The organism is Pedobacter antarcticus (genome assembly GCF_900112985.1).
In the GTDB taxonomy this organism is placed as follows: domain Bacteria; phylum Bacteroidota; class Bacteroidia; order Sphingobacteriales; family Sphingobacteriaceae; genus Pedobacter; species Pedobacter antarcticus.
In genome coordinates, this window is the sequence record NZ_FONS01000001.1 from 406,580 (window position 1) to 422,343 (window position 15,764).

The following is a 15,764-nucleotide window of genomic DNA, read 5'->3' on the forward strand; positions in this document are numbered from 1 at the left end:
TATTTTTTTAATTATTAAAATCCCGGGTATTTAACTCTAAAAGCCTGATAACAGACTGGTTGTAAGCACTAAGTGTGTCCAGATATTCGCTACGGACTCTTACAGCCTGATCGGCAAGAATTACCCATTGCAGATAATCAATATCTCCCCCTGCAAATTGCTGATCTGCCGCGGTCATAATCACTTCCGCATCTTTAAGTGCTTGTTTTTCATAATAGTCGAGTGCGTCCTGATGCTTCTTTAAGCCAGACAGCGCGTTCAAATAATTAACACGTGCAGCATTACTGCTATAGTTCAAATCCGCTTTTGCCTGCTCCCATTCCACTCGCGCTGCTCTTGATTTGGCCGTTTGTGCACCTGAAAAAACCGGGATATTTATTCCTGCACTTACGTATGAAAACCGTTTGCTGCTGCCGTACAACTTCTCGATTCCATTTTCGTTCTGAATACCGTTAATACTCTGATTATTATATCCAATAAAAAAATCTGGCAAAAGCTTGCTTTTTTCGGTTTTATACCGCCAGTTCGCTTCTTCGGCCGCCGCCCTTGCGAGCTGAACCTGAGGATGTTCCGATTCAGGATAAACCTGCAAATCACTAATTCCCTTCAAACGCAGAGAACTACTGGATGGAACATAAGTAACGGAATCCTGGAGAACAAGGTTAAACGTCTCCAGGGCGATTTTTAAATCCCCCTGCAGTTGTGCCAGCTGGCTGGTAATCTGTTCACTGTGCAGCTTAGCTGTAGTTTTTTCTACAATATTTGCTTCACCTGCCTTGAAACGAATACCTGTCTTCGCTGCGAATAAAGTGTAAATACTATCTGCGTAAAGCAATAGTCTTTGTTTCTCTTTTAACCAGATCACTTCTGAAAAAGCAGATCTGACCGCAGACCTTACCTGAATTACAGTGAGTTTATTCCTGGAGGCAGACACGTTATATTGTGCCTCGAACTGCCCACGTTGATTACGGTATACTGCCGGAAAACTCAGCGCCTGTGAAACACCGAACCTGGTATCACGCTGCACACTGTTCATCTGGCCGTAATCAGCGCTAAATTGCGTTTTAGCCAGATCTGCACCAGCATTTTTCCGGATACCGGCTGCTTGTTCGGCAAGCCTGGCAGACAATATTCCTGAATTATGTTTTTCGGCAATCCGGATCGCCTGAGTTAAATCAATATTTACCTGCTGGCTATGTCCCATCAGGGGGCTCATCAGCAAGAACAAAGGAAGCAACACCAAGGTCTTACTTTTTGTGACTTTCACAGAGACCTTATCCAGCAGCATATATAAAGCCGGCAGTATAAATAAAGTAAGTAGTGTAGCTGTAATCAAGCCACCTATTACAACTGTCGCCAGCGGGCGCTGAACTTCTGCTCCTGCTCCGTTACTCAGGGCCATCGGTAAAAACCCTAAAGAAGCCACTGCGGCTGTCATCAATACAGGCCTTAACCGGTTCCTTGTACCGGAAATGACCAGCTCCAGCGTATCTGTTACCTTACCTTCCAGCTTGATCCGGTTAAACTCTGCAATCATAACGATACCGTTTAACACAGCCACACCGAACAATGCAATAAAGCCCACACCAGCAGAAATACTGAACGGCATATCGCGCAGTACCAAACCAAATACACCACCAATCGCAGAAAGCGGAATAGCGGAGTAGATCAGCGCAGCTTCCTTTACAGAAGAAAATGCAAAATAAAGCATCACAAAAATGAGCAACAGCGCAACTGGGACGGCAATACTAAGTCGCTGTTTTGCCTGCTGAAGATTTTCAAAAGCACCGCCATACTCAATTGTATACCCAGGTTCCATTTTTAATTTAGCTGCGATCTTCTCTTGCAGCTCAATGACGATGGACTGTACGTCCCGCCCTCTAACATTGAAACCAACCAGGATACGACGCCTCGCGTTCTCCCGCTGGATCTGATTAGGTCCCTCAATCTCATTAACATCGGCAATCTGGTTCAATGGTATCTGTTGCCCAACCCGGTTCCCGATCAGTAAATTCCTTACATCGTCGACACTTTTGCGTCCGGCTTCGTCTATACGTACCACAAGGTCAAAACTTTTTTCTCCCTCATAGACCTTCCCTGCGGCTGCACCTGCAAAAGCAGCATTGACAACGCGATTGACCGTTTCGACGTCCAACCCATACCTCGACATTTCGGCACGGTTATAACGAATTACTATCTGCGGCATACCGGTAACCTTCTCAATATACCAATCTGCTGTACCGGAAACGGTTTTACTGATTCCACCGATAATTTCCGCATAGTCAGATAAACGATCAAGATCTTCCCCGTAGACTTTACATACCACATCTTGTTTGGCTCCGGTCATCAATTCATTGAAACGCATCTGGACAGGAAATTGAAAACCCGTTGTTACACCTGGAACTGCTTCTTGTACGGCAGCAGCCATTTTCGTCGCCATATCAGGAAAAGTATGTGCAGAGGTCCACTCCTTTTTATCTTTCATTACAATAATCATATCCCCGCCTTCAATAGGCATGGGATCAGTTGGGATCTCCGCACTTCCGATACGGGAAACAATTTTTTCCACTTCTGGAAATTCATCCATTATTATTTTGGAAACCTGCAAAAAAGTTTCTGTGGTCTTTTTCAAATTTGTACCCACCAGCAACCTTGTTTCGACAGCAAAATCGCCCTCCTCCAACTGCGGAATAAATTCGCCACCCATTCTCATGAATAAGCCAATTGCAATAACAAACAAAGCCACCGCGAACAATACCGCCATTTTTCTGAATCTAAGAACGCGGGTTAAAGCTCTGGTATAGTAATTTTCCAGTTTGGCCATAATGCGGTCCGAGAAATTAGGCTTGTGCTTAACTTTCCTGCTCAGGCAAAGTGAGCTAATCATCGGCACATATGTTAGTGAGAGGATAAATGCACCTAAAATAGCGAAAGCTACAGTTTGAGCCATCGGTTTAAACATTTTTCCTTCTATGCCCTGTAGCGAAAGAATAGGTAGGTAAACGATCAGAATGATAATTTGCCCAAAAACCGCTGCATTCATCATTCTGGAAGCAGAAAATGAAACTTCCTCGTTCATTTCAGCCGGGCTGAGCGCATCGGAATACTGATATTTTCTGGAGAAATGCATATGGTGCAGAATCGCTTCTACAATAATTACTGCTCCGTCAACGATTAATCCAAAATCTAATGCACCAAGACTCATTAGATTACCACTTACACCAAAAAGATTCATCATCATAATGGCAAAAAGCATCGACAACGGTATCACAGAAGCAACAATTAAACCTGCTCTCAGATTGCCTAAAAATAAGACTAGAACAAATAGCACAATCAATGCACCTTCCAGCAGATTATGCTCAACCGTGGAAATTGCATTTTTAACCATCTTGGAACGGTCCAGAAAAGGTTCGATCTGTAATCCCTCCGGCAGGGTTTTCTGAATCTCTTGAACTTTAAGTTTTACATTTTTTACTACTTCGGAAGAGTTTTCTCCTTTCAGCATCATGACAATAGCGCCGGTAACTTCACCTGTGTGATTAAATGTAAGTGCTCCGTAACGAATTGCAGCACCAATTTTTACATCTGCAATATCACGAACCAGAACAACAGATCCGTTGGTATTCTGGCGAACTACAATCTGTCCGATGTCTTCTATGCTCCCGGCAAGACCTTCTGTTCGAATGTATAAAACTGAAGGGCCCTTCTCAATATAACCACCCCCGGTATTTCCGTTATTGGCCTGAAGAGCTGTGAACACATCGGTGATAGTCAGGTTCATCGCCTGTAAACGGTGCTGATTTATAGCGACTTCATATTGTTTTAATTCCCCGCCAAAAGTGGAAACATCCGCGACGCCTTTAGTGCCAAGTAATTGCCGCCTGACAGACCAGTCCTGTATAGAACGCAGCTCGGACAGCGAATACTTGCCTTCGTAACCCGGCTTTGGCCGCAGCACATACTGATAAATCTCGCCTAATCCAGTGGTCACCGGGGCAAGTTCCGGTTTACCTGCAGCTGCGGTAATTTCTGCTTGCTGCAAACGTTCGGTGATCTGTTGTCTGGCCCAGTAAATATCAGCATCATCTTCGAATGTGATACTAATCAGCGAAAGTCCGAAACGGGAAAGACTCCTGCTCTCTTTGAGCCCGGGAATACTACTGAGTGCCTGTTCAAGCGGAAAAGTAATTAATCTTTCCACATCCAGTGCACCCAGTGCAGGGGCTGTAGTAATAACCTGTACCTGATTACTTGTAATGTCAGGTACTGCATCTATCGGTAAACGGCTTACTTCAAAAATTCCATAAAGAATCCAGATAGCCATAAATATTCCTATCACCAGTTTATGATGAACGGAAAATTGAATAATTCTATTGAGCATAGTGCTGCTTTTCAATTTTAACAGAAATACACTGTGCACAGGAATACACCCGCATATCGGATGGTAAAACCACATCCGGCACAGCAAAAATTAGAAATCCTGATTAAAATTAAACGCGCGGCGGCTTGAAGAGCACACCAACCAAAGGATCAGAAAAATCCTGAAAACGGTAAAGCGGATAAGACCGGGAGAAACCATAAGCGGCGGCTTTAACGGCTATTATCCGGGCTGGTTGAAAATATAAAAAATGAACAATTTTAGCGTCTACGCTTTTAAAAGGGAGCTGACTATCTCTATCATCGTCGTCGTCATCCAGATCGGTTCCCCAGTAATGCATGGAGAGAAATTCAGTGAACCTTACTTTGCTGTTCAACTGCTTATGTTCCTGATAATGCTCAATGAGCACAGGAAATTTTGCCAGCTGAATCAGTATATTAGAATCAGTAGCAAATTGAAAAAGCAATAAGAAGAGCAGAAACCTGGTCATGCCCCAAAAGTAGAAAATTTAGTCTTATTTTTTGAACTCATTTAAATTTCTGACCCTGTTGTCAGCAGCACTGGATTTTAACCATAAAATCTGATCCTTATCACGTTCCCACACCATATTTTGCTGAATCCATGCAAATAGTCCAGAGGGCTTTTTAGGAGCTGAAGCTGGTAATGGCTGTGTATAGGTCTTCCCACTCGGATAATGCACCTGATATAAGGCAGAATTAACCAGGAATACAAGTGTCTGCCGATCTGCAGAATTCATAAAATGCAGACCTTGAATTCGCTGCCCGGGCTCTTGTCTCGCCAATTTATAGACTCTTCCATCCACCCTGGTAACAAAAAAATCATTGTTAATCAGGTATCCCGACCGTCCAATTTCACTTTGTCCCTTGGTAAATCTCGAATCTTGTGGACCTTCCGACCCGCGATAGAGGCTATAAGCTTTCGCCTTTTCACCATCAAGACTTATAATATAAAATGGAGCAACAAGACCGCTGTTATCCTGTAACTGTACTAGAGCAGCAGTATGCTGACTATTAATAAAGCTAGCAAATGCAAATTCGGTAATCAGTTTTTCAGGATTCTTTGCATCAGGTTGTATAGCAAGCGGCTGATCACCCAGATTTAGTTTAAAAACCTGCGGCCCGGTATTCTCTCCAGCAGACGCGTCGGCGTTCGGAATATTAAAAACACGAAGTTCAGATTTTTCATTCTTTTGCGCTTTGAAAACCGTATCAGTTTCAAGAACCTGAGATTGCAGGACTACAGTGTCGACTGAACTTTTACAGGAGAATAATAGTAAACCAAAAGATACCAAAATATAACGGGAACGTAGAAATAGCATAAATAAAAGACAGATAGGATTCAAAAAAAGCAATTTAATAAAAAACTATAAATCGCTGTACGCAGCGGGACTTAAAAATGTAATATCAACAACGGCAACGTTATTTTGATACTCGGGTAATGTAGAAATCTGCTTCCATTTCGGATCTCCGGAAAATGTTTTCCAATGCTCATCCCTGGAAGTACGGTCTGCATATACAGTCATATACATGAGGTTGGGCATGCGGCTCCCCGCGATTACTTCTCCATAGAACATCGGATGACTGTCAATCCTTTCAAAAATTTCCATCTCGTCTTTATCAAACATTGCGACTTTATTCCGGTAAAGTTTGTCTGAAGTACTTTCATAATTCCTGAGTTCATAAATCCGGTTCTCCTTCGGCCCCTTAAGCTCAGGCTTTTTCCATACAGGCATCCCGGTAAAAGCTTCCATCAGGATAACTTCTTTACGGATGAAGGCAGGCTTATTATAAGTAGCATTTACAAAATTGCTACCGTTTTTGATCAATTCCCCGTCTAGTTCCAACCGCTTATTAATTTTCAAAAGCTCATCCAGTGAATTAAAAGCAGTAAGCACATAAATTTTCTTGACTGCAGCCGTATCAATTCCAAATGTCTTAAAAACCCCAACCTGGCTCAAACCTGCCCGATGCGCTGCAGGCAGGTAGGCATCAGCCAAAAATTGGTCAAGTTCTTTTTCCTGCATTTGGTCTTTTACATGAAACACCTGTAATTGATAAAACTGGCGCTTCGCCGAAGATGCAGAAGCTGAAAAATTAAAAACAGTGAAAAATAAAAGGATTAAGCCTGAAAAACGCAGGGCTTTCAAACGGGACGATGTCATATAAATACTTGATTAAAAGGTTTCAGCATAAAGATATACAATGATTAAAGAATTTTTATACCTAAAGTTTTAAACTGCGCAAGTAATGCCGTGAACAGCTGACTTTTGAAATTAGCTTCCTGATATACGCTGTTTACCCATACCATCACTTTCAATTCCACAGCGTCGGCAGTGATCGCATTAACCAATACTTCAGGAGCAAGCCTTTTAACAATTACCGTCGACTTCTTAACCTCGGACTCAATGAGCTTGCGCAGCATATCCAGATCTGTCTCATTACTTACTTTAAATAAAAGTTCTGTTTTAAGGTAATCGTTACTCAAAGTCCAATTGACCACCCGCCCTGAAAGCAGGTCTCCGTTGGGAATAATAACTTCAGAACCCTGCGCCGTAAGCATTTTACTTGACCTGATACCAATATCTTGTATCTTACCTTTTTTTTCTGCTAGTTCGATATAATCACCTATACGAAATGGTTTCTCAAAAATCAGAATAATCCCAGAAACGAAGTTATTGATGATATTCTGCATACCCAGACCTACACCTACACCAAAAGCACCTAGCATAACAGTTAGTTTATCTACTGGAATACCCGATGCCATCACTGCAAAAAGAAAACCAATTACGATAATCAGTAATCTGAACAGCGCAAGTTTGGAGCTCTTGGGTTCTGTTTTGCCGGCGAAAGTCAGATTGTTTCCCGACCAAAGTAAACCCACATACTTCTGTAGCAGATTAGAGATATAAATGATAATTACAAAATAAAGAACATTGCTCAACTGGTAGCTGATACTGCCGAAACTCCTGCTTTTAGTAAGTACCTGTTCAATAAAATTATAGACCCCGGAAGCGATTCCCAGATTGATCAAAAAGACAAGCATCCAGAGTAATATAGCCAGACCAGTCAGCAATTTGTAGAAGGTAGCTCTCGATTTGGCAATGTTGATTCTGGAAAACAATCCATTACTGCAGGCGCTGATCCTAATCTGAATCTCAATTGCTTCGATGACCACTTGAATAAATACGGCGAGGCCTATCACTTGGGTCAGGCCGATAATAGCGGTGATACTGTAAGCTTTTGCCAAGCTTACCCTGCCAAACACATTAAGTAATACAGACAGTACATTAAATATGAGGTATATAATTAACACAGGACGAACGAGCTTCTGATCAAAATTTGCCCTTTGCAACCTCCTGTAAAACACAACGCCCAGGTACAGCGAACCTAAATTGAGAATAAGCAGCCATAACCGCATCCATATAGCACTATGTACTACCACAGTAGTGAGAATGACTATCATATAAAGTACGACACTCAATAGCCAGTGTTTTAATTCTTCAGGTTTTACTTTTTTCCAGAAATAGGCTGTGAGCACCAGTAGCAAGAAGAATTGATTCAACTCAATATAAAATGCCGGTGACTCCGGTTCAAATAAGGGTGTAAGATTAAAAAGAAAAATTAATGACGCTAGTATTGGATACCGGTTCAGGTAGAGCAGGTTAACCTCTCCTACAGCCTCCTTCAATTCCGGGGAGGAAACTTTTTTCAAATTTCTGTAAACCCATACAAAAAATGCAACCGAGATCAGCAATAGCAGGATCCGGTTATCCCAGGTAGAACGGATAAAGTACTTCAGGATCTTATTCTGCCCCTGAAAAGTTGAGTTCAGTAAATCTTTAATGCTGATATCTTCGGCTACGCGTGGCGCAGACCAGATATAAGGGGATTCTTTACCTAATTGCGACTTACCTGATATCTTTAACTGTTCATCCAGCATAGCCTGCAGGTTATTTACCCGGCTGGAACTAGCTGAAACATCGGCAAGCAGTGTACTCACCGAATCTAATTCTGTAGCTACCGTGATTAACCCCAGTGCTAATTTTCCACGGACATCCACAATCTGAGTGGCATATAATTGCCGGTAACTGCTGTCGCCATCGTATTGAGCCAGGGTACTATCTTTACTGAAAGTTTTTAGCCGGAGCTGCTGCGCGAGCAGGTCGTGATGATGTGATGCCAGAAATGACTGCCAGTCCATTAATTTTGCACGGGAGTCTTTTAAAATGAGTCCATAACTCTGGAGACTCTTCATATCCAGCGTCTTATCTTTTGTTTCCAGATCGGCTTCCAGAGGTTCCAAATTCTGTTCCATTTCTTCCAGACCACTCCGGATACGCGCGATGTTAAATCCTTTTTGATTATTGATGTTTACTTCGTCAAGTGTTGCCTGTGCTTTTTGGATTTGGTACAAAACAGTATCCTGAGACGCAGGAAGCGTATCCCTAACCGGAAGAAGCTGGATTTGGCCAAATACTTCAGAGAAATTAAGACTTAAAAGTATAGTGAGTAACAGAAAGAAAGAATAAGGGCTCCTCAAGCGGCGTTCTGACATGGTGTAAATCTATAAACTAATAACTATCAAGATGCAAAATTGGTTTGTAAAATGAAAATTCCGAAGGTTTCCACGCTTCCCTGCCTGTCACTAAAACAAGAAAAACCTGATTGTGGCATAAAAATTGGCATAGAAGAGAGCCAAACATGCTCAGATGAATTTACCGAAAGACCCTTTTTTCCAGGCCTTATTTCATACACCAATCCCCAGAATGATCTTGAAAGCCAATGTCCCGGATTTTACGATAATGGCATGCAATCAAGCATTTAAAGAAGGGAAGAATCTACAGGGAAGAGATATTACGAACCAAAGTCTTTGGGACGCATTTGTGCTGGAAAAATCAGATATGGAAAGTCTGAATAAATTCCGCGGGGCGTTAATCAGCGCAGCAGAAAAGAATGAAAAAATCATACTTAAAGAATTCAAATATAGTGTTCCAAACCCCGATGGAACGTTAGAACCACAATGGTGGCATATTGAGATCGTCCCGGTATCAGCTGACGGCACCAAAGTCGACTTCTTACTTTTCAGCACCTATAATATCACAGAACAGTTAATAAATATCCGGGAATATAAAAACAGAGAAATTGGGTATTTACAGCAGCAGGAAAGGCATATAGAAATAAGGCAACTTAACCAAAAGCTGGAAATCAGCGAATCCAGGGCTAAATACCTAATTTCTGAGGCACCTGTAGCGATAGGCCTGTTGTCCGGACGGGATATGATCATAGACTCCGCTAATAATAAAATGCTGGAGATCTGGGGTAAAAATGAATCAATTATCGGACTCCCAGTGCTGGAGGCACTTCCTGAAATCATAGGCCAGTCCTTTCCCGACATCCTAAATGAGGTTTATACTACGGGCATACCCTATTATGGCAATGAGAAGATGGTTGTTTTAGAATATGAAGGGGAACTCAAAGAAGTCTATCTCAACTTCGTCTATCAGCCAATGACTAATCAGGCGCACCAGGTAGACCATATTATGGTTGTTGCTGTAAATGTAACTGAAACTGTGCTTTCCCGTAAGTCAATTGAAAGAGCAGAAGAAATGCTGCGCCTGGCAATTAACTCCGCCGCACTGGGCACATGGTACATTGACATTAACACCAGGGATTTCATTCCTTCAACGAGGATGAAAGAGTTTTTTGGCTTCGAAGAGTCAGAAGAAATGACCTACGAAGCTGCAATGCAGCAAATTGAACAACCTTACAGAAATCTGGTTATTCAGGCTGTAGAGGACGCGATTGCGACCGGCACTAATTTCGATATTGAACATCCGGTTACAGGTCGTAATGACGGAAAGTTAAGATGGCTTAAATCTACCGGAAGATTATATCCTGAGGAGCAAGGCAAACCGGCGAATTTCTCAGGAACCATACTCGAAATTACAGAAAGAAAACAGGACGAACAGCGAAAGAATGATTTTATCAGTATGGTAAGTCATGAATTAAAAACACCCCTGACTTCTCTAACTGCGTATATCCAGCTCCTATTAAATAAGGCAGAAAAGCGACAGGATGATTTTGCAGTAAACGCATTATCCAAAGCAAACCAGCAGGTTAAAAAAATGGCTGTTATGATCAACGGATTTCTAAACGTATCAAGAATAGGATCTGGTAAAATTTATCTGACTACACAGGAATTTGATTTTTCTGCACTGGTTAGCGAGGTTCTTGATGAAATGCTGCTTTTTACTAATACACATAAGTTTATCTTTATACCCTGTCCTGAGATTATTGTGTCTGCAGACAGGGACAAAATCGGGCAGGTGATTTCAAATTTTCTGAGTAATGCAGTGAAATTCTCGCCCGCCGGAAAAGATATAACCATCAGCTGCTCTCTAAAAGAAAAACAGGTAGAACTACAGGTTAAGGATCATGGAATAGGTATTTCAATATACGATCAGCAGAAACTTTTTGAACGATTTTACCGGGTAGAGAACAAACACACTGCACATATCTCAGGCTTTGGCATCGGTTTATACCTTTGTGCTGAAATTATATCCCGCCATCAGGGGCAAATATGGGTAGAAAGTAACATCGGAAGTGGCTCAGAATTTCACTTCAGCCTGCCGCTGAAGTGAATCAAGTCTGAAAATTAAAAAAGAGCCCTGCGCGTTAGCAACAGGGCTCTCCAAAACAAAACTAAAAAAACTATTTTTAAAATCAGACGCCCCCGATAGACCTGAACAGACTTATCAGCGCAGTTCCTGAAGCCTTCTTCATCCGTACAAATTCCACTTCAGCATCAAGTACACTTCCCTGTGCAACGATAACTTCCAGATAACTTGCATATCCTGCGAGATAAAGGTCGTTGGCCGTAGAGAGTGCTTCCTTCAATTCCTTTACCTGTCTTTCCTTCAACAGCATAGCCTGATGGTAATTATCCATTGCACTTAACTGTGTGCTCACTTCCTGATAGCCCTGTAATAATTTCTGCTGATAGTTATAATATGCATTTAACTGGGCAGAGTTTGCCTGACTGAATTCGGTCTTTATAGCCGCTCTATTCAGCACAGGTGCTGTTAAGCCACCCAAAAATCCAGATGCTAAGGAGCCCGGAGAAAATAGTAAAGGCAATTTAAAGGCATTGTACCCGGAATATGCCGTTAGTGTTAGCGCTGGCAGCATTGCTTTTCTTGCTGCATAAATGTCAGCTTTAGCTGCTTTCAGTTCCAGTTCAGCTTCGCGGATATCCGGACGGGATAACAATACTGTAGAAGGCAGGCCCATATGAAGTCTTTGCGGGATTGCCACATTAAGCGTATTAGTATCTCTGGCAATCTTTACCGGATATCTGCCCATCAGCGTATTCAGTTCATTTTATGTTTCTTTCTGAGACTGTCTAATTTCATATGCCCTGCCTTTAGTTCCCATTAACTGAGCCCTGAACTGACTTACGGCCAAAGCTGTAGCCCTTCCGCCAGCTAACTGCGCTTCTATGATCTCCACTCCTTTTTCCTGGAGTCTTATGTTTTGCTGTAAAATATGGGCTTCCTTGTCCAATGTCAGCAATTCGAAATACAAAAGTGCAACCTGACTGACCAGCTGGGTCTGGTACCACCGCTGCCCTTCTTTACTAGCCAGATACCGAAGAAAAGCAGCTTGTTTTCGCTTATTTAGCTTACCCCATATATCTAACTCCCAGGAACTTCTAAAGCCAGCAAAGAAATTCCCGGTGGGATTCGGGATATTTCTTTTGCTGTCAATATTCGGTGAAAAGTTGGTATCATAATTTCCCACCCCATCTATGGTGTATTTACCAAACTTATCAAGTCCGGCAGACAGATCGGCTTGTACTGATGGCAGTTGTCTGGATCTTGCAAGTCTCAGATTTGCTTCTGCGACATTAATGCGCTGCAACCCCGTTTTCATCTCATAATTGTGCAGCATAGCAGTATCAATCAATTCCTGAAGACGCTGGTCACTAAAAAGCTCCTTCCAGCTGAGACCGTTCTGCGTGGTATCCGTCTGCCCTTCAAAGGCTTCAGGTATAGCCTGGTGTCCGGTTAGCGCACTTTCTTTCATTCCTCCACAACCTGTGAGCAGTAAAAGTAGCATCAGGCTGCCCGCCATGCAGGACTTGTTCCATATTTTAAAATTGATTTTATACATGAGCAGTAATTTCTTTTAGAGGTTTCTTTTTCTTGTTTTTATGCTGTTCCAATGCAGCGAAAATGGCGTAAAGGCCGGGGATCAGGAAGATTCCGAAAATGGTACCGAATAACATTCCCCCAACCGATGCAGTACCGATAGAACGGTTACCCAAAGCTCCTGCACCCGAAGCAAGACATAATGGGATCAAACCAGCGATGAAAGCAAAGGAGGTCATCAAAATTGGTCTCAACCTGGACACTGCCCCTGCAATCGCAGATTCAATTACAGTGGCCCCTTCCTTCCTTTTGAGCTCCGCAAATTCGATAATCAGAATTGCATTTTTCCCCAGTAAGCCGATTAACATGACCAGCGAGACCTGAGCATAGATGTTATTTTCCAGGCCAGCGAATTTCAAGGTAAAAAATGCCCCTGCAATACCCGCCGGCAAAGACAATAATACCGGAAGCGGCAGTAGAAAACTTTCATACTGTGCGGCAAGCAGCAGGTATACAAAGACCAGACAAACTATAAAAATATAGACTGCCTGATTACCCGAAAGAATCTGTTCTCTGGTCATCCCTGACCATTCGATACTGAACCCCCTGGGTAATTTTTCTTTCGCAATCCTTTCCACAGCGGCAATCGCTTCACTACTGCTGAAACCCGCTGCAGCATCACCATTGATCATCGCAGAAGTATACATGTTATACCTGTTAATCTGTTCCGGACCATATATTCTTTCCAGGCTAATAAAAGAAGAATACGGCACCATCTCCCCCATACTATTCTTCACGTAGAGCAATAACAGATCTTCTGGTTTACTCCGGTATTGTGGATAGGCTTGTAACATAACCTTATACATTTGTCCAAAACGTATGAAATTGGTCGCATAATAACTACCGATCAGGGTTTGCAGATTGCTCATCGCATTGTCTATAGTTACCCCCTTCTGAGCAGCCGCATCCTGATCTATATGAATCATATACTGCGGGAAAGTCGGATCGAAACCGGTAAATGCTCCAGCTATTTTTTCATCAGCACGAAGTGCGGCAACAAATCCATTAGTAATTTCTGCAGTTTTATTCAAGTCCTCTCCCTTATTTTTGTCGAGTAAGCGTAATTCAAACCCTCCGGCATTTCCGAATCCAGGTACTGTTGGCGGAAGAAAGTATTCAATTGTAGCGTCGCTAATACTTCCGGTGGCTTTCTGAAGCTGCTGTATCAGCTCATCTACAGATTCTTCCCTTTGATCCCAGGCTGTCAGGTTTATCATGGCCATTCCATAAGAAGCACCGGATATTTCACTCATTAAACTGTAACCGGCCAGGGTACTCACATTTTCCACGGATTTAAATCCTTTGATCTTTTCCTCAAAATCGATCAGAACCTTTTCAGTCCTTTCTACCGTAGAACCCGGCGGAGTGGTTACGTTGACATAGATCATACCCTGATCTTCTGTAGGTATAAATCCGGAAGGTAATATTGAGCTTCCCAACCAGGCAGCAAAACAGAAAAACACAAATAAAGCAATGGTAACCGGTTTACGGCCAACCAATGCAGATACTGTTCCGGCAAATTTTCTTTCTGTTCTGTCGTATCCCTTATTAAAGCGATTAAAGAATTTACCCATTAAGCTCTTTTTGGGAGACGAAGGATCATGCGGACGCAATAAGATAGCGCATAACGCAGGAGTAAGCGTGAGCGCGTTAATACCGGATATAACAATTGAGATTGCCAGTGTCAATGAGAATTGCCTGTAGAACACGCCGACCGGACCGGAAAGAAAAGCGACCGGAATAAATACCGCCGACATAACTAAAGTAATCGCTACAATTGCTCCACTGATTTCACGCATGGCTTCAATCGTTGCTTCCATAGGTGGGAGATGCTTTTCAGCCATTTTTACATGGACCGCCTCAACCACAACTATCGCATTATCTACCACGATGCCAATAGCCAATACCAATGCAAACAAGGTGAGGATATTGATCGAGAAGCCCAGCACCTGGAAAAATGCCATTGTTCCAATCAAAGCGACAGGTACGGCCAGTGCCGGGATTAGTGTACTTCTGAAGTCTTGAAGAAAAAGAAACACGATAATAAAAACTAGTATAAATGCCTCCACAAGTGTTTTAACCACTTCGGAAATACTGGCATCCAGGAACCGGGATACATCATAAGCATAATTATATTCCATTCCGGGTGGGAAACTGGTCTCTTTCAGTTCCGCCATTTTGAGTTTAATCTGTTCGATAACCTCGCTTGCGTTGGATCCAGGCCTTTGTTTAATCATAATAGAAGCAGAAGGCTTACCATCGGTTCTGGACACCATATCATAACTCATGGTACCAAACTCAATATCTGCAATGTCCTTCAGGCGGACAACCGCACCGGTTTCATCTGCCTTAAGTACGATCTTTTCATAATCCTCCTCTTTATTAAATTTACCTCCGTATTTTAACACATACTGTTTAACCTGCGTATCCTTTCCTGAATTTTCACCGGCTACTCCAGGTGCGGCTTCGATATTCTGTTTGCGAAGCACGTCAATTACTTCTTCTGTGGAAATATTGTGAGATAACATCCGGTCTGGTTTGAGCCAAACACGCATAGAATAGTCCCTGGAGCCCATAATCTGCACAAATCCTACACCATCAATCCTTTTTAATTCCTGAAGGATATTGATGTCGGAGAAATTATAGATGAACTCCTCGTTCATATCTTTGTCAGAACTGGTTACATTCAGATAAAGCAACATGCTGTTCACCTCTTTTTCTGTAGTTACGCCGGCCTTAATAACCTCTTCTGGTAATTCATCCAGAACGGTAGTTACTCTGTTCTGCACGTTTACGGCTGCCTGATCGGGATCTATTCCCACATCAAAGAAAACCTGGATTAGTGTTACCCCGTTATTACTGCTCACGGAGTTCATATAAGTCATGCCCGGCACACCATTAATTGCCCTTTCAAGCGGTGTAGCGACGGCTTTTGCACAGACCTCAGCATTTGCACCATTGTAACTGGCTGTCACAACAACTGAGGGCGGTACGATGTCCGGAAACTGGGTAATAGGTAATCTGAATAAAGCGAGCAGACCCAGTAAAATAAAAATCAAGGAAATCACCAGTGAAAGCACTGGCCTTTTTATAAAGTTTTCAACCATCTCGGAAAAAAATAAATGCAGCAGCCATCCCCCTTTAAAAAGGTTGGAC

9 protein-coding genes are annotated in these 15,764 nt (G+C 42.5%); 1 reads left to right on the top strand and 8 read right to left on the bottom strand.

The genetic code is table 11. The annotated features are described in order from the left end of the window. Positions 1 to 7 precede the first annotated feature (7 nt). The 5 genes from BM192_RS01820 to BM192_RS01840 form a co-directional block, all read right to left on the bottom strand. Positions 8 to 4,381 (bottom strand): CusA/CzcA family heavy metal efflux RND transporter, encoded by a 4,374-nt coding sequence (locus BM192_RS01820; RefSeq protein WP_037445027.1) that lies wholly within the window; start codon positions 4,379 to 4,381, stop codon positions 8 to 10. 109 nt (positions 4,382 to 4,490) lie between these two features. After that, positions 4,491 to 4,868 carry a hypothetical protein gene (locus BM192_RS01825; RefSeq protein WP_051760260.1) on the bottom strand — a complete coding sequence of 126 codons (378 nt, stop codon included), beginning with the start codon at positions 4,866 to 4,868 and terminating at the stop codon, positions 4,491 to 4,493. A gap of 24 nt (positions 4,869 to 4,892) precedes the next feature. Beyond that, on the bottom strand, positions 4,893 to 5,717 hold the full coding sequence (locus BM192_RS01830; RefSeq protein ID WP_037444574.1) for a hypothetical protein: 825 nt from the start codon (positions 5,715 to 5,717) through the stop codon (positions 4,893 to 4,895). 45 nt (positions 5,718 to 5,762) lie between these two features. After that, complete coding sequence (locus BM192_RS01835; RefSeq protein ID WP_037444577.1) at positions 5,763 to 6,560, bottom strand: NIPSNAP family protein; 798 nt, start codon at positions 6,558 to 6,560, stop codon at positions 5,763 to 5,765. A gap of 44 nt (positions 6,561 to 6,604) precedes the next feature. After that, on the bottom strand, positions 6,605 to 8,953 hold the full coding sequence (locus BM192_RS01840; RefSeq protein ID WP_051760262.1) for a mechanosensitive ion channel family protein: 2,349 nt from the start codon (positions 8,951 to 8,953) through the stop codon (positions 6,605 to 6,607). 154 nt (positions 8,954 to 9,107) lie between these two features. Here BM192_RS01840 and BM192_RS20610 point away from each other — a divergent pair, with 154 nt between their 5' ends. Continuing rightward, a complete protein-coding gene (locus BM192_RS20610; RefSeq protein WP_051760264.1) occupies positions 9,108 to 11,039 on the top strand; it encodes a PAS domain-containing sensor histidine kinase in 1,932 nt (643 codons plus the stop codon). 82 nt (positions 11,040 to 11,121) lie between these two features. Here BM192_RS20610 and BM192_RS20685 read toward each other — a convergent pair whose 3' ends face one another. The 3 genes from BM192_RS20685 to BM192_RS01860 are packed head-to-tail and all read right to left on the bottom strand — an operon-like array spanning position 11,122 to position 15,715. Further along, positions 11,122 to 11,760, bottom strand: a complete 639-nt coding sequence (locus BM192_RS20685) for a TolC family protein (protein WP_088776009.1) — start codon at positions 11,758 to 11,760, stop codon at positions 11,122 to 11,124. Positions 11,761 to 11,778: 18 nt separating this feature from the next. Then, positions 11,779 to 12,570, bottom strand: a complete 792-nt coding sequence (locus tag BM192_RS20690) for a TolC family protein (protein ID WP_088776010.1) — start codon at positions 12,568 to 12,570, stop codon at positions 11,779 to 11,781. Further along, complete coding sequence (locus tag BM192_RS01860) at positions 12,563 to 15,715, bottom strand: efflux RND transporter permease subunit (protein ID WP_037444579.1); 3,153 nt, start codon at positions 15,713 to 15,715, stop codon at positions 12,563 to 12,565. The genes BM192_RS20690 and BM192_RS01860 overlap by 8 nt, the downstream gene beginning before the upstream one ends. Positions 15,716 to 15,764: the final 49 nt, after the last annotated feature.